The following is a 22262-nucleotide window of genomic DNA, read 5'->3' as shown; positions in this document are numbered from 1 at the left end:
GCAAGGCGCAGCGTTAAAACATGGATCATGACACAACAACAACACAACCCACTGGATTAAGACGTGAACTGAAAGCACGTCACTTAACCATGATCGCCATTGGCGGTTCGATTGGCACAGGCTTATTTGTCGCCTCAGGTGCCACTATTTCTCAGGCGGGTCCAGGCGGGGCATTACTGTCCTATATGCTGATTGGCCTGATGGTTTACTTCCTGATGACCAGCCTCGGTGAGCTGGCGGCCTTTATGCCGGTTTCAGGCTCATTTTCTACCTACGGCGCCAAATACGTCGAAGAAGGCTTCGGTTTCGCGCTGGGCTGGAACTATTGGTACAACTGGGCGGTCACCATCGCCGTTGACCTCGTTGCTTCACAGCTGGTGATGACCTGGTGGTTCCCGGACACCCCGGGCTGGATCTGGAGCGCACTGTTCCTCTGCCTGATCTTCCTGCTGAACTACATCTCCGTAAAAGGCTTTGGTGAAGCGGAATACTGGTTCTCATTGATCAAAGTGGTCACCGTCATCATCTTTATTATCGTGGGTGTAGCGATGATCGTGGGCATTCTGCGCGGCGGTGAAAGTGCAGGCTGGCATAACTGGCAGATTGGTGATGCGCCGTTTTCTGGTGGCTTTGCCGCGATGATTGGCGTGGCGATGATCGTTGGCTTCTCGTTCCAGGGCACCGAATTAATTGGTATTGCCGCCGGTGAGTCGGAAGACCCGGCGAAGAACATTCCGCGTGCCGTTCGTCAGGTATTCTGGCGCATCCTGCTGTTCTATGTGTTTGCGATTCTGGTGATCAGCCTGATTATCCCTTACACCGACCCCAGCCTGCTGCGTAACAATGTGACCGATATCAGCGTCAGCCCGTTCACGCTGGTATTCCAGCATGCCGGCCTGCTGTCGGCAGCGGCAGTCATGAATGCGGTGATCCTGACGGCGGTGCTGTCAGCGGGGAACTCCGGGATGTATGCCTCCACGCGTATGCTCTATACCCTGGCTTCAGAGGGTAAAGCACCGCGTATCTTCGCCAAACTGTCCAAAGGCGGTGTGCCGCGTAATGCGCTGTATGCCACAACAGTGGTGGCGGGGTTGTGCTTCCTGACCTCGATGTTTGGCAATCAGACGGTGTACCTGTGGCTGCTGAACACCTCCGGGATGACGGGCTTTATTGCCTGGCTGGGTATTGCTATCAGTCATTATCGTTTCCGTAAAGGGTATGTGGCTCAGGGCCGGGATCTGGCCGATCTGCCGTACCGTTCTGGTTTCTTCCCGCTGGGGCCGATCTTTGCGTTTGTGCTGTGTCTGATTATTACCCTGGGCCAGAACTATCAGGCGTTCCTGTCGGATACCATTGACTGGGGCGGCGTAGCGGCCACCTATATTGGCATCCCGCTGTTCCTGATTATCTGGTTTGGCTTCAAGCTGACGCGCAAAACGCGTTTTGTGAAGTACAGTGAGATGGAATTCCCTAAGTTCGAAAAGTAATGGCGATGGGATAACAGAAGAAGGCGCGGATCCCGCGCCTTTTTTTATCTGAATCATTTATGTCAATAAAACAGACTAAAAATATTACTGATTAGTATTCGCATTTGCTTTATTTTAAGCGGCATTAAATACATTTCTAGCAGGTATTGAGAATGAGTCTGACCCAGGAACCCGTGCAGCACGCGGGCAACATCCCGCCTGAAGGTGTCATGGGGCGTTACCACCAGCTGCTGCGCCACCGACTGTTAATTATGGCCGTACTGGTGCTGGCGATCGCCGCTTCGCTGGTGCTGGACTTCACGCTTGGCCCGTCCGGCCTGTCGTTACAGGTATTATGGCAAACGCTGCTGTCACCGGAGACGGTTGATGCCGGTACCCGGGTGATCGTCTGGGACATACGCCTGCCGTATGCGTTGATGGCTGTGGTGGTGGGCTTAGGACTGGGCCTTGCCGGGGCTGAGATGCAGACCATCCTGAATAACCCGCTGGCCAGCCCGTTTACCCTTGGGGTGTCGTCTGCCGCCGCCTTTGGTGCTGCACTGGCCATTGTGCTGGGCATTGGTATCCCGGGCATCCCGGACCAGTGGTTTATCTCCGCCAATGCATTTGTCTTTGCGCTGCTGGCTGCACTGATGCTGGACGCGGTTACGCGCTGGACGCAGGTGTCCACCTCCGGTGTGGTGCTGTTTGGTATCGCGCTGGTGTTTACCTTCAATGCACTGGTCTCGATGATGCAGTTTATTGCCAGCGAAGATACTTTGCAGGGGCTGGTATTCTGGACGATGGGCAGCCTGGCGCGCGCCTCGTGGGAAAAGCTGGCGGTGCTCTGCGTGGCTCTGCTGATCCTGGTGCCGTTCTCGATGTTAAGCGCGTGGAAACTGACGGCGCTGCGTCTGGGTGAAGATAGGGCCGTGAGTTTCGGTATTGATGTGCGCCGCCTGCGTCTGGTTACGCTGCTGCGCATCAGCGTGATCTCGGCACTGGCGGTGGCGTTTGTCGGCCCGATTGGCTTTATCGGCCTGGTAGCACCGCATATTGCCCGCATGATTTTTGGTGAGGATCACCGCTTCTATTTGCCCGCCAGTGCGCTGACGGGGGCACTGGTGCTGTCGATGGCATCGGTAGTATCGAAGAACCTGATCTCTGGCGTCATCATTCCTGTAGGGATTGTCACCTCACTGGTGGGCGTGCCGTTCTTTCTGAGTATTATTCTGCGCCATCGGGGGAGTGTCTGATGCAGGGGCTGAAAATTAGCGGTTTCCATGCCGGTTATCCAAAACGTCAGGTGATCAGCAATCTCAATGTTCCGCTGCTGCCACGTGGCAAAATTACCGTGCTGTTGGGGCCTAACGGCTGCGGCAAGTCAACGCTGCTGCGCTCGCTGGCCGGGCTGAACCGCGCCAAAGGTGAACTGTGGCTGAACGGTGAAGACCTGATGGCGTTGCCGTTTGCCCGCCGTGCCTCACGCGTGGTGTATCTGCCGCAGTCGCTGCCGGCTGGGGTGCATCTGCATGTGCTGGAGTCGATTATTGTGGCGCAGCGAGCCAGCGGCGGGCGCAGTAATGCCAGCAGCGAAGCCGAAGTGATGGCGCTGCTGGAGCAACTGGGTATCGCGCATCTGGCGCTGAGTTATCTTGACCAGCTGTCCGGCGGTCAGAAACAGTTAGTCGGGCTGGCGCAGTCGCTAATCCGCCGCCCGGAGCTGTTGCTGCTGGACGAACCGTTAAGTGCACTCGACCTCAATTACCAGTTCCACGTGATGGATTTAGTGCGGCGGGAAACCCGCCTGCGCAACATCGTTACCGTCGTGGTGGTGCATGATATTAATATCGCGCTGCGTCACAGCGAGCACGTATTGATGCTGCAAAACGGTGAGTTGATTGCCGATGGTTTACCGGAAGCGGTGATTACGCCGGAAAGTCTGGCGCGGGTGTATGGTGTAAAAGGGCGCATTGAGCGCTGCTCGCAGGGTGTGCCGCAGGTGTTGATTGATGGTTTAGTGGCAGAGGCCATCAGCTAGCGCGGGCCTGCCTCAGAAGGGTCGGGCATGCCCGACCCCTACGTTCAGGGTGGGTACGGTGATATTGGTAGGGTCGGGCATGGCCGCCCCCTACGTTCAGGGAGGGTACGGTGATATTGGGCAGGGTCGGGCATGCCCGACCCCTACGTTCAGGAGGGTGCGGTGATCTTGGGTAGGGGCGAGGCATGCCTCGCCCTGAGTCGTGCGCGATTTACACCAGCAGATGCTGCGCATGGAAGCGCAGGTGATCTTCCACAAAGCTGGCGATAAAGAAGTAGCTGTGATCGTAACCGGGCTGTTCCCGCACGGTTAACGGATAGTTCAGTTCCAGCGCGATGGCCTCCAGCCGTTGCGGCCTCAGCTGATCGGCGAGGAACTGATCGTTATCGCCCTGATCGACCAGCATCGGCAGCACGGCACCACCGTTACGCATCAGCCAGCAGCTGTCGTACTGCTTCCACGTGTTGATATCATCCCCCAGATAGGTGCGGAAGGCCTTCTGCCCCCATGCCACTTCCAGCGGGTTCACAATCGGTGCGAACGCCGACGCCGAACTGAATTTACCCGGGTTACGCAGTGCAATCATCAGTGCACCGTGGCCGCCCATCGAATGCCCCATAATCGCCTGACGATCGCTGACATTGAAATTACCGGCAATCAATGCAGGTAATTCAGTGTTGATGTAATCGTACATGTGAAAATGGTCTGCCCAGGGCGCTTCGGTGGCATTGAGGTAGAAACCGGCACCCTGACCGAGGTCGTAACCGTCGTCGTTGGCAACGCCTTCGCCGCGCGGGCTGGTATCCGGCATCACCAGCACCAGGCCCAGTTCGGCCGCCACGCGCTGCGCACCGGATTTCACGCTAAAGTTCTCGTCGCTACAGGTCAGTCCCGCCAGAAAGTAGACCACGGGTGGCGGTGAACTGCTTTTCGGTCCCGGTAAAAAGACGCTGAAGGTCATCGCGCAGTTCAGCGTCTCAGACTGATGCTGGTAGCGCTGCTGCCAGCCGCCAAACAGGCGATGTTCTTCCAGAAGTTCCAGAGTCGATGGCATCCTTTCCTCTCTTATTTTTTGGCGAAATGCACCACAGAACGAATCGATTTCCCTTCGTGCATCAGGTCGAATGCGTCGTTGATCTCTTCCAGCTGCATGGTGTGGGTAATAAAGTCATTCAGCTGGAAGTCACCCGCCATATAACGATCCACGATGCCCGGCAGCTGCGAGCGGCCTTTTACGCCACCGAAGGCAGAACCGCGCCAAACGCGCCCGGTCACCAGCTGGAAGGGACGGGTAGAAATCTCTTCACCGGCACCGGCTACACCGATGATCACGGACTCGCCCCAGCCTTTATGACAACACTCAAGAGCTGAACGCATCACGTTGACGTTACCAATACACTCGAAGGAGTAGTCAACCCCGCCGTCGGTCATTTCAACGATCACATCCTGAATCGGCTTGTCGAAATCTTTCGGGTTGATCAGATCGGTCGCGCCCAGTTTGCGTGCCAGATCGTATTTGCTGGTATTGATATCAATCCCGATGATGCGTCCGGCCTTCGCCATTTTCGCGCCAATAATCGCCGACAGGCCAATGCCGCCGAGGCCGAAAATCGCCACGGTATCGCCTTCTTTCACTTTCGCGGTATTGGTCACGGCACCCATGCCGGTGGTGACGCCGCAGCCCAGCAGGCACACTTCTTCCAGCGGCGCTTCTTTACTGATTTTCGCCAGGGAGATTTCCGGAATCACGGTGTATTCAGAGAACGTTGAGGTGCCCATATAATGGAAAATCGGCTGACCGTCTTTGAAGAAGCGAGTGGTGCCGTCTGGCATCAGGCCTTTGCCCTGGGTGGAGCGGATCGCCTGACACAGGTTGGTTTTACCGGACAGACAGAATTTACATTTGCCACACTCCGGGGTGTACAGCGGGATCACATGGTCGCCCACGGCCACGCTGGTAACGCCTTCACCCACGGCTTCCACCACGCCGCCGCCCTCATGGCCCAGCACCGCCGGGAACACACCCTCCGGATCTTTACCGGACAGCGTGTAAGCATCGGTGTGGCAGACGCCAGTGGCAACGATACGGACCAGCACTTCGCCTTTTTGCGGTGGCATCAGATCCAGTTCTTCAATTTTCAGTGGTTCACCGGCGGCCCATGCTACGGCGGCACGCGTTTTAATCATCTGCATATGTTGCTCCTGTCTTTCTTTCAAAGGGGTGTAATAAGCGTAACCAGAGTTGAAGGAAACAGCGGTTAATCGCTGGACTTCTCATCAAATTGTTCAATAATCAGATACTTCAGCGCCTCAACGTTGGGCGTGAAGGCATCACGGCGCCACACCAGTCGGGTCTCGGTTTCGCGCATTTCAGGTGGCAGCGGGTGCTGGCGCACGCGTTCGTGGCCCGGCATCTGCGCCAGCACGGCGGCAGGCAGCAATGCCAGCCCGCCGCCGCTGGCAACGCAGGCCAGCATCGCGTGATACGACTGAATCTCCATCACATTGCCCGGCTGGACGCCAGCATCGCGGAACCAGTTCTCTAAGCGAATGCGATAGGAGCAGCCCGGACGAAAGGCAAACAGCGTGCTGCCTGCGGCATCGGCGGGCGTTATGATCCCGGCATGATCCAGACTGGAAATCAGCACCATCTGCTCGGGAAATGCCACACAGCTGTTGAGTTCATCCGCATTGACCGGGCTATCCGCCAGCGCGGCGGCCAGAGTGCCAACGCGCACTTTTTCGATAATCTCAGAAGAGGTACCGGTACTCAGCGCCAGGTTTACGGCGGGATAACGCTGATGAAACTCTGCCAGCAGTGAGGGCAGCCGCGTCGCGGCCGTGCTCTCCATCGATCCGAGGGCAAAATTGCCCGCCGGTTTGCCACCGTGAGCCATGTTCAGCGCCTCTTCGCTCAGCGCAAGGATACGCTGAGCATAACAGAGGAAGTTATGGCCCATCGGCGACAGGCGCAGGCGCTGCTTCTCGCGGATAAACAGGTCGGTGCCCAGCTCTTCTTCCAGCTGGCGCAGGCGCGTAGTGAGGTTTGACGGCACCCGATGTAACTGCTCCGCTGCCCGCACGACGGAACCGCTGTCAGCCACCGCGCAGAACATTTTAAGTTGGGTCAGGTCCATTCGTTCTCTTATCGTCAGCAACTTAGTTAGTATTATTCACTTTTCGTGATTTTAACCATCACTCATGCTGATGGCAACTGAAAATCGGCTCGGGAGTCAAAAATGGCAGTACGTGTTGCGCTATGTGCTTTTCTGACGTTGGTGGTGGCGATGGGGATAGGGCGCTTTGCCTTTACCCCACAGGTGCCTTTAATGATAGGCGAAAATCAGCTATCGCTGACGAGTGCGGCGGTGGTGGCGGCGCTGAACTATCTGGGGTATCTGTGCGGTTCGTTTGATGCCATGCGTGCTACGCGGCGCGTGGAATGGCGCTTACAGGCGGGGGTCTGGGGAGCCGTCGTGCTGACGCTGATTTCCGCCCTGGTTTCCGGCCCGTGGCAGCACGGCGTGGTGCGCTTCCTGATTGGCTGGGCCAGCGGCTGGGCCATGGTGCTGATTGCAGCCTGGAGCAATGAGCAGTTGCACCGTTATCAGCGTCCGGGGCTGAGTGCCGCCGTGTTCGCCGGGCCGGGAACCGGGATTTTGATCAGCGGACTGCTGGCGGTGTGGCTGCACAGCCAGCAGGTCAGCGCGGCCTGGGCCTGGGGCGCTTATGGCGTGCTGGCGCTGGCCCTGGTGGCGCTGATTGCCCGCACCTTACCGCGTACCGGTCAGTTGCATCGCCCGGAAACCGCCCCGGAGCCGCTGCGCCTGACACCTGGGCTGAAGCGGCTGGTATGGAGCTACAGCCTGGCCGGATTTGGCTATATTCTGCCCGCAACCTTTCTGTCACAGATGGCGACCACACGTTTTCCCGGCCTGATCAGCCAGTTTGTCTGGCCGGTGTTTGGTGGGGCTGCCGTGGTGGGGATCGCTATCGGTATTCTGACCCGTCACCTGGGTGACAGTAACCGTCGCCTGGCGCTGGTGCTGTGGGTGCAGGCGCTGGGGGTTTTTGCAGCGGATCTGATCCCCGGATTGGGCGGATTGGCGCTGGGATCGGCGCTGATTGGTGGCGGCTTTCTCTGTGTAGTACAGCTTTCTCTGCAATATGCCCGTGAACTGGCCCCGCTGCACACGCGCTATCTCGCCGGATTACTGACCACCGGTTACGCAGTCGGGCAACTGGTGGGGCCGATGTTATCGGCCATCTCTACGGCGCTGACGCACCGTCTTGAACCCGCGTTGTATGTGGCCGGGGCGGCGCTGCTGGTGGCGGGAGTGCTGGTGTGGCATCGCGAGGCGGCAGCTGAATGAAACTGTTTCATCGACAATTAAATTGATTCACTGGATCAGACTCCAAATGTGTTCCAAAATAGCGCCTCAGAAATCCTCTTCATCTTTCACGCTGCAGGTGCGTTGTCTGCCCTTACTCACCCCGGTCACTTACTTGTTGTAAGCTCCCGGGGATTCGTTCGGTTGCTGCCTTCCTGCATCATGAAATCTATTGAGGATTGGATTTTGTCAGACCTGCTGGAGAAAAGAGACAAATGGCGACGTTAAGTCAGGAAGCCACACTGGTTCATGAGGCGCTGGTTGCCCGCGGCCTGGAAACCCCGCTGCGTTCACCTGTGCGTGAAATGGATGACGATACGCGTAAGCAGCTGATCGCCGGTCATATGACCGAAATTATGCAGTTGCTCAATCTTGATCTGGAAGATGACAGCCTGGCTGAAACACCGCAGCGTATTGCCAAAATGTACGTTAATGAAGTGTTCTCCGGCCTGGACTATGCCAACTTCCCGAAAATCACCGTTATCGAAAACAAGATGAAAGTGGATGAAATGGTGACCGTGCGTGATATTACGCTGACCAGCACCTGTGAACATCACTTTGTGATTATCGATGGTCAGGCGACCGTGGCCTATATCCCGAAAGAGAAGGTGATTGGTCTGTCGAAAATCAACCGTATCGTGCAGTTCTTCTCCTCGCGGCCGCAGGTGCAGGAACGGTTGACGCAGCAGATTCTGGTCGCACTGCAAACACTGCTGGGCACCAGCAACGTCGCGGTGTCCATTGATGCCGTGCACTATTGTGTGAAAGCGCGCGGTATTCGCGATGCCACCAGCGCCACCACAACGACCTCGTTGGGTGGGCTGTTCAAGTCCAGCCAGAACACGCGCCAGGAGTTCCTGCGCTCGGTACGCCATCGCTAATGTTCAGGGCCAGGCATGCCTGGCCCCTACAGGATTGCCTCCATGTCCCGTATTCTTCCTCTCGATTTTATTCGTGGACTGGCCATTCTTGGCATTCTTCTGCTGAATATCACCGCCTTTGGTTTGCCGAAGGCGGCTTATCTGAATCCAGCCTGGCAAGGATTGCCATCGACCCGCGATTTTCTGGTATGGGCGGCGATGGATCTGTTTGCCCAGGCAAAATTCCTCACGCTATTTGCCATCCTGTTCGGTGCCGGTCTACAACTGCTGTTGCCGCGCGGTAAGCGCTGGATACAGTCACGCCTCTCCTGGCTGGTGATCTTCGGTTTCCTGCACGCCTTACTGCTGTGGGAGGGCGATATCCTGCTGGCTTACGGGCTGACCGGGCTGGTGACCTGGCGCATGATCCGCGATGTCCCCGGTACAAAGCAGCTGTTCAATACCGGGTTAATGCTTTATCTGATTGGCAGTGCGGTGCTGGTGGTGCTCGGCATGGCATCCGGGCCAAATCCGAACAGTTCATGGCTGGCAGGCGCGGCCGACGTGCAGTATGAAACCTTCTGGCGTACGCAGGGTGGCTGGGAGGCGATGGTCAATCGCCTGGATATGCTGGGGTCGGCGCTGATGGCGCTGGCGGCGCAGTATGGCTGGCAGCTGGCGGGCCTGATGATGGTGGGTGCCGCATTGATGCGCAGCGGCTGGCTGCGCGGCACCTGGAGCCTGAAACATTATCGCCGTACGGGCGCGATGCTGGTGCTGGCCGGCATGCTGATTGAAGCACTGTCGATTGCGTTACAATGGCACGTCAAATGGGAGTTTCGCTGGGCGGGCTTCTTCCTGCAGGTGCCGCGTGAAATCAGTGCCCCCTTGCAGTCGCTGGGCTACGCCGCGCTGTGCTTTGGCTGGTGGCCGCAGCTCCAGCGTTTTCGCCTGACGCTGATGGTGAGTGCGGTGGGCAGAATGGCACTCTCCAATTATCTGTTACAGACGCTGATTTGTACCACGCTGTTTAACCACTTTGCATTGTTCAATCACTTCGACCGCCTGCAGTTGCTGCTGATTGTTCCGCTGGTCTGGGTCGTTAACCTGTTGTTTTCCCACTTTTGGCTGCGGATATTCCGTCAGGGCCCCGTCGAGTGGTTATGGCGCCAGCTGACCGGGGTGGGGCTAGAGAAAAAACCGTTGGAAGATGATGTTCATCACAAAGGTTAAAAAATTGTATGTAACCGTTTTCAAGCCTGTGACGGATTTCACGTAGCCCGGGTCTTTCACCTGACAGAATAGACGTCAGAATGCGTCTGGGTCAGGAAGAGCTATGCAAATAACAGGCTTCAGTGGTAATCGCTCATGATTACCATACGTGATGTTGCCCGCGAGGCGGGCGTTTCGGTCGCTACGGTCTCCCGGGTGCTGAATAACAGTGCGGCGGTGACCGGAGACACCCGCGAGGTGGTGCTGAAAACGGTTGCACGCCTCGGTTATCGTCCCAATGCGAACGCCCAGGCGCTGGCCACGCAGGTCAGCGACACCATTGGTGTGGTGGTGATGGACGTGTCCGATCCTTTCTTTGGCGCGCTGGTGAAAGCGGTTGATACCGTTGCCCAGCGTCTGCACAAACATGTGTTAATCAACAACTCCTATCATCAGGCAGATAAAGAGCGTCACGCGATTGAAGTATTGATTCGCCAGCGCTGTAACGCCTTGATCGTCCATGCGAAAGCCTTACCAGACGCCGAGCTTGCCTCTCTGATGCAGCAGGTGCCGGGCATGGTTCTGGTCAACCGCATTGTCCCCGGTTTTGCCCATCGCTGCGTTTGCCTCGACAACGTCAGCGGGGCGCTGATGGCGATGCGTATGCTGCAACAGCACGGTCACCAGCGCATTGGCTACTTAGGTTCCGTACATCCGATTGAAGACAACGATCAGCGCCGTGAGGGCTGGTCTCAGGCGCTGAGCGAGCAGGGCGTGACGCCCGTTGAAAGCTGGTGTGCCAGCGGTGAGCCTGATTTACAGGGCGGTGAGGCGGCGATGGTGGAGCTGCTGGGGCGTAACCTGCAGCTGACGGCAGTGTTTGCCTACAACGACAGTATGGCTGCCGGGGCGCTGGCCGCCCTGAAAGATAACGGTATTGCGGTGCCGCAGCAGCTTTCTGTCGTCGGGTTCGATGATATTCCCATCTCGCGTTACACCGATCCGCAGCTCAGTACCGTGCGCTACCCGATTGTTTCTATGGCAAAACTGGCCACTGAGCTGGCGCTCAAAGGCGCCGCCGGGGAGCTGGACAGCAGCGCCCAGCACTGCTTTATGCCGACCCTGGTGCGACGCCATTCAGTGGCAACACGACAAAATGTGGCGGCCGTCACTAACTCAGGCGAATCTACGATGTAACCGTTTCCAATCTGTGAGTAAATTCACAGTTAATTAACAAGGCCTTCTCTATGATGGCAGCGTCCTGCAGGGTTTGAAACATTATGTAACGGCAGAACGTCCCCTTGTGACGCTCATTTGCCCTCCCTGCGAAACAGTTTCACACACAGCATTCAGGAAGCATTCCGTACAGGGAAGTCGGGTTTGATGTTAGCAATATGTCGGTGCCGCAGATCGTAGATGTAACATTTCGCGCCGCCGCCAACAAACTGATCGCCCCGTGCCTCATCATTGACTGGCACGTGGCGTTGAGTACTACCCTACAAAAACCGGAGATACCATGAATAAGAAGGTTTTCACTCTCAGCGCCCTGGTGGCCACCATGCTGTTTGGCGCAACTGCTCAGGCAGCAGATACCCGTATTGGCGTCACCATTTATAAATACGACGACAACTTTATGTCCGTCGTGCGCAAGGATATTGAGAAAGAAGCCAAGCTCAACCCGGGCGTGCAGCTGCTGATGAATGACTCGCAGAACAGCCAGTCTACTCAGAACGATCAGGTTGACGTACTGGTTGCTAAGGGCGTAAAAGCGCTGGCCATTAACCTGGTTGACCCGGCTGCTGCTGCCGTTGTGATCAGCAAAGCAAAAGCTAACGATATCCCGGTTGTGTTCTTCAATAAAGAACCGACCGCGAAAGCACTGGCCAGCTATGACAAAGCTTACTACGTCGGTACTGACTCTAAAGAGTCTGGCGTGAAGCAGGGTGAGCTGATTGAGAAACACTGGAAAGCGAATGCCAACTGGGATCTGAACAAAGATGGTCAGATTCAGTTCGTGCTGTTAAAAGGCGAGCCAGGTCACCCGGATGCGGAAGCCCGTACCAAATACGTGATCGATACGCTGAACAAAGATGGCGTGAAAACGCAGCAGCTGCATCTGGACACCGCGATGTGGGATACCGCACAGGCGAAAGATAAGATGGATGCGTGGTTGTCTGGCCCGAACGGCAACAAAATTGAAGTGGTTATCGCCAATAACGATGCGATGGCAATGGGTGCAGTAGAAGCACTGAAAGCGCACAACAAGTCCTCTGTACCGGTCTTTGGTGTGGATGCGCTGCCAGAAGCTCTGGCGATGGTGAAATCTGGCGCAATGGCCGGCACCGTGCTGAATGATGCGAAAAACCAGGCGAAAGCGACCATTGATATGGCGATTAACCTGGCGGCGGGTAAACCTGCCACCGAAGGTACTGATTACAAACTGGATGGCAAAGTGGTTCGTGTTGCCTATGTCCCGGTCGACAAAGACAACCTGGCCGACCTGCCTAAATAAGTACAATCTGATACGGATGCTGGTTCCAGCATCCGTTTTTCAGGCGTTGAATAAAAAACCTTCAGCCGGGTAGAAATATGGGCAGCGATAACGTGCAAACACAGCGCGAGTTTTTACTGGAGATGACTGACGTCAGTAAGTCATTCCCCGGTGTTAAAGCGCTCGATAATGTTAATTTAAAAGTCCGTCCACATTCGATTCACGCCTTGATGGGGGAGAATGGTGCCGGTAAGTCAACACTCTTAAAATGCCTTTTTGGTATTTACAGTAAAGATACGGGGAGCATTCTTTTTCAGGGCGAGGAAATTAATTACAAAAGCTCCAAAGAGGCGCTGGAAAATGGCGTGTCGATGGTGCATCAGGAATTAAACCTGGTTCTGCAACGTACGGTTATGGATAACATGTGGCTGGGTCGTTATCCAAAAAAAGGCTTTTTCGTCGATCAGGATAAAATGTATCGCGATACCAAAGCGATTTTCGACGAGCTGGATATTGATATTGACCCGCGTGACAAAGTGGTTTCACTGTCTGTTTCTCAAATGCAGATGATTGAGATTGCGAAAGCATTTTCCTATAACGCAAAAATCGTCATTATGGATGAGCCCACCTCATCGTTGACGGAAAAAGAAGTTAATCACCTGTTTACGATTATTCGTAAGCTGAAAGATCGTGGCTGCGGCATTATCTATATCTCTCACAAGATGGAAGAGATCTTCCAGCTGTGTGATGAAATTACCATCCTGCGCGACGGACAGTGGATTGCCACTCAGCCGCTGGAAGGGCTGGATATGGATAAGATTATTGCCATGATGGTTGGGCGGTCGCTGAATCAGCGCTTCCCGGATAAGACCAACGTGCCGGGTGAAACCATCCTGGAAGTGCGTAATCTGACCTCACTGCGTCAGCCGTCGATTCGCGACATCTCCTTTGATTTGCGTAAAGGGGAGATCCTCGGGATTGCCGGTCTGGTCGGCGCGAAACGTACTGACATTGTTGAAACACTGTTTGGTATTCGCGAAAAATCAGGCGGTACGATTAAGCTGCATGGTAAGGCCATTAATAACAACAGCGCCAATGAAGCCATTAATCATGGTTTTGCTTTGGTGACTGAAGAACGTCGTTCTACCGGGATTTACGCTTACCTTGATATTGGTTTTAATTCACTGATTTCAAATATCGGTAAATATAAAAACAGTATTGGTTTGCTGGATAACACCCGAATGAAGAGTGATACCCAATGGGTGATTGACTCTATGCGGGTGAAAACGCCCGGGCATCATACCTCGATTGGTTCATTGTCCGGTGGTAACCAGCAGAAGGTGATTATTGGTCGTTGGTTATTAACGCAACCAGAAATACTGATGCTCGATGAACCCACACGTGGTATTGACGTTGGGGCGAAATTCGAAATCTATCAGCTGATTTCTGAACTGGCGAAAAAAGGAAAGGGGATTATTATCATCTCTTCCGAAATGCCAGAGTTGTTGGGCGTTACCGATCGTATTCTGGTAATGAGTAATGGCCTGGCCGCAGGCATTGTCGAAACGAAGACTACCACGCAAAACGAAATATTGCGTTTGGCATCGTTGCACCTTTAATGATGTAAGGGCTGTTACTATGAAAGCAGTGAATAAGAAAAGTTTGCTCACCTGGCTGAAAGAAGGTGGGATTTATGTGGTGCTGCTGGTATTACTGGCCATCATTATTATCCAGGATCCAACGTTCTTAAGTTTAATGAACCTGAGTAATATCCTGACCCAGTCTTCGGTGCGTGTGATTATCGCGCTGGGTGTGGCGGGTCTGATTGTTACCCAGGGGACCGACCTGTCAGCAGGACGTCAGGTGGGTCTGGCTGCGGTTGTGGCCGCAACGCTGTTACAGGCAATGGATAACGCCAATAAGGTGTTCCCGCATCTGGAAACCCTGCCGATTGCTGTTGTTATCGGGATTGTCTGTGCGATTGGCGCCGTAATTGGTCTGATTAATGGTCTGATCATTGCTTACCTGAAGGTGACGCCATTTATCACCACGCTGGGCACCATGATTATTGTTTACGGTGTTAACTCACTGTATTACGACTTCGTTGGGGCATCTCCGGTCGCGGGCTTTGACGAGAAATTCTCTACCTTTGCTCAGGGATTCCTGCGTTTCGGTGATTTCAAACTGTCATACATTACCTTCTACGCGATTATCGCCATCTTTGTGGTGTGGATCCTGTGGAACAAAACCCGCTTCGGTAAAAACATTTTCGCCATCGGTGGTAACCCGGAAGCGGCACGCGTCTCTGGTGTTAACGTTCCCTTCAACCTGATTCTGGTCTATGCACTGTCCGGTGTGTTCTATGCCTTTGGCGGGATGCTGGAAGCGGGGCGTATCGGTTCTGCTACTAACAACCTCGGCTTTATGTATGAGCTGGATGCGATCGCTGCCTGTGTGGTCGGTGGGGTGTCATTTGCAGGGGGCGTGGGTACGGTTGCGGGTGTTGTGACCGGGGTGATTATCTTTACGGTGATCAACTACGGTCTGACCTATATCGGGGTTAACCCTTACTGGCAGTACATCATCAAGGGCGGCATTATTATCTTCGCCGTTGCGCTGGACTCCCTGAAGTACGCACGTAAGAAATAGCGGCGATGCGAGCTCGACGGGTTTCGGGACGGGCATGCCCGTCCCCTACGATAAGCGCTCACTCGACGATACGTAGAGGCGAGGCACGCCTCGCCTGAAGGGCTGACCTTTTCTGGTCAGCCCTTTTGTTATTTCTTCTTCTGTATCTCCAGTAACTGCTCCGGGGTCACCGCTGGATAACTCTGGGCGTCTTCCGGTACTTCATGCCGCGCCGGGATGGGCACCAGCGGCCCGAGGAAGCGCGGCTCACGCTTCATCAGATACAGATCGGCCAGCGCACCCAAACGTGCACCGACTTCACGCGTTCTCACGCTCCACATATTTTTGGGCGAGGGAACGGCATAACACTGGGCCTGAATCCCCATATGCAGGGCGATAAACAGCGCACGCTCACAGTGGAAACGCTGAGTGATAATAATAAAATCGTTGGTATCGAACACTTTCCGGGTGCGCACAATCGAATCGAGGGTGCGGAAACCAGCATAATCCAGCACGATATCGGAGGGTGCCACGCCTGCGGCAATCAGGTCGCGGCGCATGGTCATCGGTTCGTTATAGCTTTGCTGGGCATTGTCGCCACTCAGCAGCAGATAACTGACCTTACCGCTGTTGTAGGCGTTAATCGCCCCCTGCATGCGGTACAGATAATACTGGTTGATGACCCCGGTCCGGTAATATTTGGCGGTACCCAGAACCACGCCAACCTGACGGTGTGGCAGCGCTTTCAGATCGTCATAGATATAAGGTGCGGTTTTCCAGCTCATCCAGCGATCGAGGCCAAGCGCGGTCAGTACCACCAGGGCAATGATGATAATCAGACCATAAATCAGGCGTTTCAACATGCGGAATGGCGCTCAGGTTGGCGGTGGAATATGGATTCAAGGCTACTTGAGGCGGAGAGGTGAAGCAAGTCACACCGTGTCGGATGGGGCTTTTTCGCGCAATAACCCCTCCCAGGCGGAGAGTAAGACCCGCCCGGAAGGGAAATCGCTGTATCAGATTGAGGTACGGCGATAATTACGGTACTGCGGCAGCCAGAAGTTGGCCGCGATAGCCTTCGACAGCACATCTTCGGAGGTCACCACTGCCACGCCTGATAGCTGTGCGGCTTTTCCCACTGCCATGGCGATCAGTTTTGACACGCCCTGAATATCTTTCACTTCAGGCAGGACCGGGCCAGAACCCTCGTTGGCCAGCGGAGAACACTCTGCCAGCGCCCGGCTTGCCGCCATCAGCATGCCGTCCGTGACGCGCGTTGCACCCGACGCAATCACGCCAAGGCCAATCCCCGGGAAGATATACGAGTTATTACACTGGGCAATTGGGTAGATCTTATCCTTCCAGGTGACCGGGGAGAACGGACTGCCCGTCGCCACTAAAGCATTACCGTCGGTCCACGCCATAATATCCTGCGGTGTTGCTTCTACACGAGAGGTCGGGTTAGACAGCGGCATGATGATGGGACGCGCACAGTGTTTGTGCATTTCGCGCACAATCTCTTCGCTGAACAGGCCTGGCTGGCCGGACACGCCGATCATAATGTTTGGCTGCGCGTTACGCACCACATCGAGCAGTGACAGCGAGTCGCTGCTGCTGTCCCAGGCGGTCAGGTTTTCGCTTTTCTGCACCAGTTTGCTCTGGAAGTTAAGCAGGTTGGGCAGCTTATCGGTCAACAAACCGAAACGATCGACCATAAAGACGCGCCCACGGGCCTCTTCATCGCTGAGGCCTTCAGACTTCATCTGCGCGATGATCTGCTCGGCAATACCACAACCGGCTGAGCCCGCCCCCAGGAACACCACTTTCTGTTCACATAGCTTGCTGCCTGCTGCACGGCTGGCGGCAATCAGCGTCCCCAGCGTCACTGCCGCGGTGCCCTGAATATCATCATTGAAGCAGCAGACTTCATCACGATAGCGCTCAAGCAGCGGCATCGCATTTTTCTGTGCGAAATCTTCGAACTGCAACAGCACGTTAGGCCAGCGGCTTTTCACGGCATGAATAAAGTCATTCACGAAGCTTTCGTACTCTTCACCCGTAATACGCGGATGACGCCAGCCCATATACAGCGGGTCATTCAGCAACTGCTGGTTGTTGGTCCCCACATCCAGCACCACCGGGAGGGTATAGGCCGGGCTGATCCCGCCACAGGCGGTGTAGAGGGAGAGTTTACCGATAGGAATACCCATCCCGCCAATGCCCTGGTCACCCAGGCCGAGGATACGCTCACCGTCGGTGACCACAATCACCTTCACATTCTGCTTGGTGGCGTTTTGCAGCATATCTTCAATGTTGGCACGGTTCGGGTAAGAGATGAACAAACCGCGTGCACGACGATAAATCTCAGAGAAGTGCTCGCAGGCAGCGCCCACCGTTGGGGTGTAAATGATCGGCATCATCTCTTCCAGATGATTATCGAGCAGGCGGTAGAACAACGTTTCGTTGGTGTCCTGGATATTGCGCAGATAGACGTGTTTATCGTTATTGTTCTTAAAGTCCTGGAACTGACGCCATGCGCGCTCTGCCTGCTCCTCAATGCTTTCCACTGTTTCTGGCAGCAGGCCATTCAGGTTGAAGTCATTACGCTCTTCAATTGAGAACGCACTGCCTTTGTTCAGAAGGGGGAATTCCAGCAAGATAGGGCCAGCATAAGGGATGTATAGCGGTCGTTTACTTTCGTATTCGAGTTCCATGCAATTCATACTCTATTAGGATCGGGATGTTGTGGCGCCAATCCTAAAATAATTCATCTGAAAGTACAGCTTTTGTTAACATGCAATAACAAAAGCTGCGATCTTTCTCGAATTATAAAGACTCTTTTACGATTTTTTCAGCACAACCGTAGTCAAACGCATGCAACCCAGCGCGGCCAGCGTGGCTGCTGTGGCGCTCTGTTGGCTTAATGCGGCATCCGGGGCTTCGGCCAGAACGGCCTGGTGAATATCGCTCAGGCTATGTCCGCTAAGGCTGAGTAAATTCAGTGCGCCCTGCAACGGAGGCAGGCTGGGATTAAACGCCGCGTTTTCTGCATAACGCCCGGCAAAGATCGCGCCGCTGACGGTTTGTAAGGCGACACCGCTCCAGGCTTTGCTGTAAGGCGCATGACTGTGGCTGGCGGCGTTAATGGCGGCTTGCGTCAGTGCATCGCCCGCCGCAATAAAGCCGTGGTCAATATCGTCCATCAGCAGGGTGGTGATGGCCAGGTCGTGCGGGCCAAAGGAATCCGGCAGATAGTCCCCCAGCGTGGCCGCAGCACGGCCAGGCAGTTCAATCGTCAGCCCGCTGCCGCTGTTCAGCTCATTCATAAACTGTCGGCAGTGGCCGCATGGCGTGTAGTTGACGGTGATGCACGCCAGTGCACTTTCTCCCCGCAGCCAGGCATGCGTCACCGCACTCTGCTCGGCATGAACGGTCTGCTGCATCGTGGTACCGGCAAACTCCATATTGGCACCAAAGAACAGCGTGCCGCTTTTACCACGTGCAATGGCACCCACTTTAAAATCAGACAAGGTGGCTACCGCGCAGGCGGCCGCCAGCGGCAGCAGGGCAAAGGCCAGTTCACTGTCGTTAAATCCGCAGTGCTTCTTCAGTTCACCCGCCTGGCTGGCCGTGATAAATCCGGCGAAGTCATCCGCGGCCAGGATCGGCTGAAGTGCGCTTTGTAACAGGGTAGGAAGCGTGGCAAATGCCTGCTGGTAACGTGGGTGCATAGTGGGGCCTCTTTCGCTGAATGCAGCCCATGTTAGCGGGCCGGCAGCCAGTTATATGTGATCTAAGTCTCTCTATCAATGTAATAAATGAAATTGATCAACAAAATGCGAGACTTATCGCAAGTTTTAGCCCCACAGCATCATTAATAGCGGAAAAATAAACGGTGCCAGAAGCGAAGTGATAATGCCGCACAGCACCAGTGCCAGTGAGCTGAACGCCCCCTCCTGGTAATCGATCTCGGCAGCCCGTGCTGTCCCCAGCGCGTGCGAAGCATTTCCGATAGCCAGACCGCGTGAGGATTTACTGCGCACCCGCAGCAGGTTGAGCAGCATATGGCCGAAGACAGCCCCCAGCACGCCCGCCAGCAGCACGCAGATAGCACTAATAGCCGGGATGCCACCCAGCGTGCCGGAGATGGCCATCGCAATCGGCGTGGTGACCGATTTGGGTAACAGCGTGGCGGCAATCTGTGGCGTCGCGCCTAACCACAGCGCAATCGCCGTACCGGACACCATTGCCGTGATGCTTCCGACAAAGCAGACGCTGATAATCGACTTCCAGCGCGAACGGATTTGATGCATCTGCTCATACAGCGGCAGCGCCAGCGCCACCACGGCCGGTTGCAGCAGGTCATTGAGTAGGGCGCTGCCCTGGAAATAGCGCGTGTAGGGCAGTTGCAGCAGCAGCAGCAGCGGAATAATCACCGCCATCGCAATCAGCAGCGGGTTAACGATCGACATTTTGACTTTTGCCGCCAGCTTGCGTGCGGCAAGAAAGACCAGCACGGTCAGCGGCAGCGACCACCAGATATCACTCATCGCTTGCTCCCGTGCGTCGCTGATGGCGGTCATTAAGGCGCTGTGACATCAACCCAATGGTGACCAGCACAATCAGCGTACTCACCACGCAGGAGATCACAATCGGGCCGAACTGAGCGGTCAGAATATCCATATCGTTCATGACGCCAACGCTGATGGGGACGAACAACAGGGCCATATAACGGATCAGCAGATGGCAGCCGGGTTTTACCCAGTGGATCGGAAGCAGTTGCGAAGCCAGCAGCGAAAACAGCACCAGCATACCGAGAATACTGCCGGGAATGACAACAGGCAGCAGGGCCGAAAGGCCGCGACCGGCATAGAGGCAGAGGTAGATAATGATGAAAGCGCGAAGATATTGCCATAAAACCAGGAGAGCGCTGCGCATGGTCAGATCCCAGAGTGCATAGGGGCGGGGCATGCCCCGCCTGGGTCAGGCATGCCTGACCCCCTACGAATTTACTTAACTTGTTGGCCTGGCTGAGCGCCGCTATCCGGGCTGAGCAGGAAGATATCTTTCCCGCCAGGACCCGCCGCCATCACCATACCTTCTGAGATGCCGAAACGCATTTTGCGCGGCGCGAGGTTTGCCACCATCACCGTCAGACGGCCAACCAGTACCGCCGGGTCCGGGTAGGCCGCTCGGATGCCGGAGAACACGTTGCGCTTCTCTCCACCCACATCCAGTGACAGACGCAGCAGCTTATCGGAGCCTTCAACAAATTCCGCGTTTTCGATCAGCGCAATACGCATATCGACTTTGGCAAAATCATCGAAGCTGATGGTGTCCTGAATCGGATCCTCCGCCAGCGGACCGGTCACAGGTGCCTTCGCTGCGGCGGCATCTTCTTTTGATGCTTCAATCAAACCGTTCACTTTGTCCATCTCAATGCGGCCATAAAGAGCTTTAAATGGCGCAATGCTGTGGCTCAGAAGAGGTTGCTGAATACCATCCCAGCTCAGCTCCTGATTCAGGAACGCTTCGGTGCGGGCGGTCAGCGATGGCAGCACAGGCTTCAGCCAGGTCATCAGCACGCGGAACAGGTTGATGCCCATGGAGCAGATCGCCTGCAGGTCGGCATCACGTCCTTCCTGCTTCGCCACCACCCACGGAGCCTGCTCGTCAACATAGCGGTTAGCCACGTCGGCCAGCGCCATAATTTCGCGCACAGCACGGCTGAATTCACGGCTGGCCCAGGCTTCACCAATGCTGGCTGACGCATCCGTGAAGGTTTTGTACAGCGCCGGATCTGCCAGTTCAGCAGAAAGCTGCCCGTCAAAACGTTTGGCGATAAAGCCGGCATTACGTGATGCCAGGTTAACCACCTTGTTGACGATATCGGCATTCACACGCTGCACGAAATCTTCCAGATTGAGGTCGATATCGTCGATGCGTGATGAAAGCTTCGCTGCGTAGTAGTAACGCAGGCTGTCGGCATCCAGATGTTGCAGCCAGGTGCTGGCTTTAATAAAGGTGCCGCGTGATTTAGACATTTTCGCGCCGTTAACCGTGACATAGCCATGCACAAACAGGTTGGTCGGTTTACGGAAGTTGCTGCCTTCCAGCATGGCTGGCCAGAACAGGCTGTGGAAGTAGACGATATCTTTACCGATAAAGTGGTAGAGATCGGCATCCGAATCTTTTTGCCAGAACGCATCGAAGTCGATATCACCGCGCTTATCGCACAGGTTTTTGAAGGAACCCATGTAACCGATAGGTGCATCCAGCCAGACGTAGAAGTATTTGCCTGGGGCATCCGGAATTTCGAAGCCGAAGTACGGCGCATCGCGGGAGATATCCCACTGCTGCAAGCCGGAGTCGAACCACTCCTGCATTTTGTTCGCCACCTGCTCCTGCAACGCACCGGAACGGGTCCAGGCCTGTAACATGGCGCTGAATTCCGGCAGGTCGAAGAAGAAATGCTCAGAATCACGCATCACAGGTGTTGCGCCAGAGACGACGGATTTCGGATCAATCAGCTCAGTCGGGCTATAGGTGGCGGAACAGACTTCGCAGTTGTCGCCATACTGATCCGGTGCCTTACATTTCGGGCAGGTGCCTTTCACAAAACGATCGGGCAGGAACATGCCTTTTTCCGGATCGTAAAGCTGAGAAATGGTGCGGTTCTTAATAAAACCGTTCTCTTTCAGTCGGGTATAGATCAGTGCAGACAGCTCACGGTTCTCTTCGCTGTGCGTAGAGTGGTAGTTGTCGTAGCTGATATCAAAACCGGCAAAGTCGGTCTGATGTTCCTGACTCATCTCGGCAATCATCTGCTCCGGCGCGATGCCCATCTGCTGAGCTTTCAGCATAATTGGCGTGCCATGTGCGTCATCGGCACAGATGAAGTAAACCTGATTGCCGCGCATTCGCTGGTAACGGACCCAAATATCTGCCTGGATATGCTCGAGCATGTGGCCGAGATGAATGGAACCATTTGCGTACGGCAGTGCGCACGTTACCAAAATTTTTTTCGCGACTTGAGTCATATTAAGACTTAGCTCATACCTGTTGAAAAAGGGGTTTAGATGGTAACCGATTGCCTGACCCTGCGTAAACAAGGGGTTCAACTCCCTGCGGTTTTTTCCGGCTGGTTACGTCAGTTCGGGCCAGATCTGATAT

General features: G+C 55.2%; 19 protein-coding genes. 10 read left to right on the top strand and 9 right to left on the bottom strand.

All coding sequences use genetic code 11. From position 1 onward, the window contains the following. Positions 1 to 20 precede the first annotated feature (20 nt). From FY046_RS03225 to FY046_RS03215, 3 genes are all read left to right on the top strand, one after another. A complete protein-coding gene (locus tag FY046_RS03225) occupies positions 21 to 1487 on the top strand; it encodes an amino acid permease (RefSeq protein WP_133841471.1) in 1467 nt (488 codons plus the stop codon). A 152-nt stretch (positions 1488 to 1639) separates the two neighbouring features. Next, on the top strand, positions 1640 to 2722 hold the full coding sequence (locus FY046_RS03220; RefSeq protein ID WP_133841472.1) for a FecCD family ABC transporter permease: 1083 nt from the start codon (positions 1640 to 1642) through the stop codon (positions 2720 to 2722). Further along, complete coding sequence (locus FY046_RS03215; RefSeq protein ID WP_166653681.1) at positions 2722 to 3507, top strand: ABC transporter ATP-binding protein; 786 nt, start codon at positions 2722 to 2724, stop codon at positions 3505 to 3507. Before FY046_RS03220 ends, FY046_RS03215 begins: the two co-directional genes overlap by 1 nt. A gap of 211 nt (positions 3508 to 3718) precedes the next feature. Here the strand turns inward: FY046_RS03215 and fghA are convergent, their stop codons facing one another. The 3 genes from fghA to ptrR all read right to left on the bottom strand — a co-directional run bounded on the left by fghA (position 3719) and on the right by ptrR (position 6644). Further along, positions 3719 to 4561 carry an S-formylglutathione hydrolase gene (fghA, locus tag FY046_RS03210; protein ID WP_133841474.1) on the bottom strand — a complete coding sequence of 281 codons (843 nt, stop codon included), beginning with the start codon at positions 4559 to 4561 and terminating at the stop codon, positions 3719 to 3721. A gap of 11 nt (positions 4562 to 4572) precedes the next feature. After that, the gene (locus FY046_RS03205) at positions 4573 to 5700 is read right to left on the bottom strand and encodes an S-(hydroxymethyl)glutathione dehydrogenase/class III alcohol dehydrogenase (protein ID WP_446185744.1); all 1128 of its coding nucleotides are present in this window, start codon (positions 5698 to 5700) and stop codon (positions 4573 to 4575) included. Between the two features lie 65 nt (positions 5701 to 5765). Continuing rightward, positions 5766 to 6644 (bottom strand): putrescine utilization regulator PtrR, encoded by an 879-nt coding sequence (ptrR, locus tag FY046_RS03200; RefSeq protein WP_446185743.1) that lies wholly within the window; start codon positions 6642 to 6644, stop codon positions 5766 to 5768. A 102-nt stretch (positions 6645 to 6746) separates the two neighbouring features. Between ptrR and FY046_RS03195 the strand changes: the two genes are divergently transcribed. From FY046_RS03195 to mglC, 7 genes are all read left to right on the top strand, one after another. Further along, positions 6747 to 7880, top strand: a complete 1134-nt coding sequence (locus tag FY046_RS03195) for a YbfB/YjiJ family MFS transporter (protein ID WP_133841477.1) — start codon at positions 6747 to 6749, stop codon at positions 7878 to 7880. Positions 7881 to 8113: 233 nt separating this feature from the next. Then, positions 8114 to 8779 (top strand): GTP cyclohydrolase I FolE, encoded by a 666-nt coding sequence (folE, locus tag FY046_RS03190; protein WP_133841478.1) that lies wholly within the window; start codon positions 8114 to 8116, stop codon positions 8777 to 8779. A 42-nt stretch (positions 8780 to 8821) separates the two neighbouring features. Then, complete coding sequence (gene yeiB, locus FY046_RS03185; RefSeq protein WP_133841479.1) at positions 8822 to 9991, top strand: DUF418 domain-containing protein YeiB; 1170 nt, start codon at positions 8822 to 8824, stop codon at positions 9989 to 9991. Positions 9992 to 10126: 135 nt separating this feature from the next. Next, on the top strand, positions 10127 to 11167 hold the full coding sequence (gene galS, locus FY046_RS03180) for an HTH-type transcriptional regulator GalS (protein ID WP_133841480.1): 1041 nt from the start codon (positions 10127 to 10129) through the stop codon (positions 11165 to 11167). 319 nt (positions 11168 to 11486) lie between these two features. Further along, entirely contained in the window at positions 11487 to 12482 is a 996-nt protein-coding gene (mglB, locus tag FY046_RS03175; protein ID WP_133841481.1) for a galactose/glucose ABC transporter substrate-binding protein MglB, read from the top strand. A 77-nt stretch (positions 12483 to 12559) separates the two neighbouring features. Then, on the top strand, positions 12560 to 14080 hold the full coding sequence (gene mglA, locus FY046_RS03170; RefSeq protein ID WP_133841482.1) for a galactose/methyl galactoside ABC transporter ATP-binding protein MglA: 1521 nt from the start codon (positions 12560 to 12562) through the stop codon (positions 14078 to 14080). Between the two features lie 19 nt (positions 14081 to 14099). Continuing rightward, positions 14100 to 15110 (top strand): galactose/methyl galactoside ABC transporter permease MglC, encoded by a 1011-nt coding sequence (gene mglC, locus FY046_RS03165; protein ID WP_133841483.1) that lies wholly within the window; start codon positions 14100 to 14102, stop codon positions 15108 to 15110. 128 nt (positions 15111 to 15238) lie between these two features. On the opposite strand, the gene sanA is transcribed toward mglC, so the two are convergent. The 6 genes from sanA to metG all read right to left on the bottom strand — a co-directional run bounded on the left by sanA (position 15239) and on the right by metG (position 22180). After that, positions 15239 to 15952: an outer membrane permeability protein SanA gene (gene sanA / locus FY046_RS03160; RefSeq protein ID WP_133841484.1), complete on the bottom strand. Its 714-nt coding sequence runs from the start codon at positions 15950 to 15952 to the stop codon at positions 15239 to 15241. Positions 15953 to 16105: 153 nt separating this feature from the next. Next, complete coding sequence (locus FY046_RS03155) at positions 16106 to 17803, bottom strand: NAD-dependent malic enzyme (RefSeq protein WP_133841485.1); 1698 nt, start codon at positions 17801 to 17803, stop codon at positions 16106 to 16108. Between the two features lie 126 nt (positions 17804 to 17929). Beyond that, entirely contained in the window at positions 17930 to 18820 is an 891-nt protein-coding gene (cdd, locus tag FY046_RS03150) for a cytidine deaminase (RefSeq protein ID WP_133841486.1), read from the bottom strand. Positions 18821 to 18946: 126 nt separating this feature from the next. Further along, complete coding sequence (locus FY046_RS03145) at positions 18947 to 19639, bottom strand: CidB/LrgB family autolysis modulator (protein WP_133841487.1); 693 nt, start codon at positions 19637 to 19639, stop codon at positions 18947 to 18949. Next, complete coding sequence (locus FY046_RS03140) at positions 19632 to 20027, bottom strand: CidA/LrgA family protein (protein ID WP_133841488.1); 396 nt, start codon at positions 20025 to 20027, stop codon at positions 19632 to 19634. Before FY046_RS03140 ends, FY046_RS03145 begins: the two co-directional genes overlap by 8 nt. A 71-nt stretch (positions 20028 to 20098) precedes the next feature. Continuing rightward, positions 20099 to 22180 (bottom strand): methionine--tRNA ligase, encoded by a 2082-nt coding sequence (gene metG / locus FY046_RS03135; protein ID WP_259151745.1) that lies wholly within the window; start codon positions 22178 to 22180, stop codon positions 20099 to 20101. Positions 22181 to 22262 lie beyond the last annotated feature (82 nt).

The sequence above is a fragment of the Erwinia sp. 1181_3 genome (assembly GCF_052824965.1).
This window is presented reverse-complemented; position numbering and strand designations above follow the sequence as displayed.

Coding starts and splice junctions, on each gene's coding strand:
- FY046_RS03225 (WP_133841471.1), top strand. CDS start 21: ATGGATCATGACACAACAACAACACAACCCACTGGATTAAGACGTGAA.
- FY046_RS03220 (WP_133841472.1), top strand. CDS start 1,640: ATGAGTCTGACCCAGGAACCCGTGCAGCACGCGGGCAACATCCCGCCT.
- FY046_RS03215 (WP_166653681.1), top strand. CDS start 2,722: ATGCAGGGGCTGAAAATTAGCGGTTTCCATGCCGGTTATCCAAAACGT.
- fghA (WP_133841474.1), bottom strand. CDS start 4,561: ATGCCATCGACTCTGGAACTTCTGGAAGAACATCGCCTGTTTGGCGGC.
- FY046_RS03205 (WP_446185744.1), bottom strand. CDS start 5,700: ATGCAGATGATTAAAACGCGTGCCGCCGTAGCATGGGCCGCCGGTGAA.
- ptrR (WP_446185743.1), bottom strand. CDS start 6,644: ATGGACCTGACCCAACTTAAAATGTTCTGCGCGGTGGCTGACAGCGGT.
- FY046_RS03195 (WP_133841477.1), top strand. CDS start 6,747: ATGGCAGTACGTGTTGCGCTATGTGCTTTTCTGACGTTGGTGGTGGCG.
- folE (WP_133841478.1), top strand. CDS start 8,114: ATGGCGACGTTAAGTCAGGAAGCCACACTGGTTCATGAGGCGCTGGTT.
- yeiB (WP_133841479.1), top strand. CDS start 8,822: ATGTCCCGTATTCTTCCTCTCGATTTTATTCGTGGACTGGCCATTCTT.
- galS (WP_133841480.1), top strand. CDS start 10,127: ATGATTACCATACGTGATGTTGCCCGCGAGGCGGGCGTTTCGGTCGCT.
- mglB (WP_133841481.1), top strand. CDS start 11,487: ATGAATAAGAAGGTTTTCACTCTCAGCGCCCTGGTGGCCACCATGCTG.
- mglA (WP_133841482.1), top strand. CDS start 12,560: ATGGGCAGCGATAACGTGCAAACACAGCGCGAGTTTTTACTGGAGATG.
- mglC (WP_133841483.1), top strand. CDS start 14,100: ATGAAAGCAGTGAATAAGAAAAGTTTGCTCACCTGGCTGAAAGAAGGT.
- sanA (WP_133841484.1), bottom strand. CDS start 15,952: ATGTTGAAACGCCTGATTTATGGTCTGATTATCATCATTGCCCTGGTG.
- FY046_RS03155 (WP_133841485.1), bottom strand. CDS start 17,803: ATGGAACTCGAATACGAAAGTAAACGACCGCTATACATCCCTTATGCT.
- cdd (WP_133841486.1), bottom strand. CDS start 18,820: ATGCACCCACGTTACCAGCAGGCATTTGCCACGCTTCCTACCCTGTTA.
- FY046_RS03145 (WP_133841487.1), bottom strand. CDS start 19,639: ATGAGTGATATCTGGTGGTCGCTGCCGCTGACCGTGCTGGTCTTTCTT.
- FY046_RS03140 (WP_133841488.1), bottom strand. CDS start 20,027: ATGCGCAGCGCTCTCCTGGTTTTATGGCAATATCTTCGCGCTTTCATC.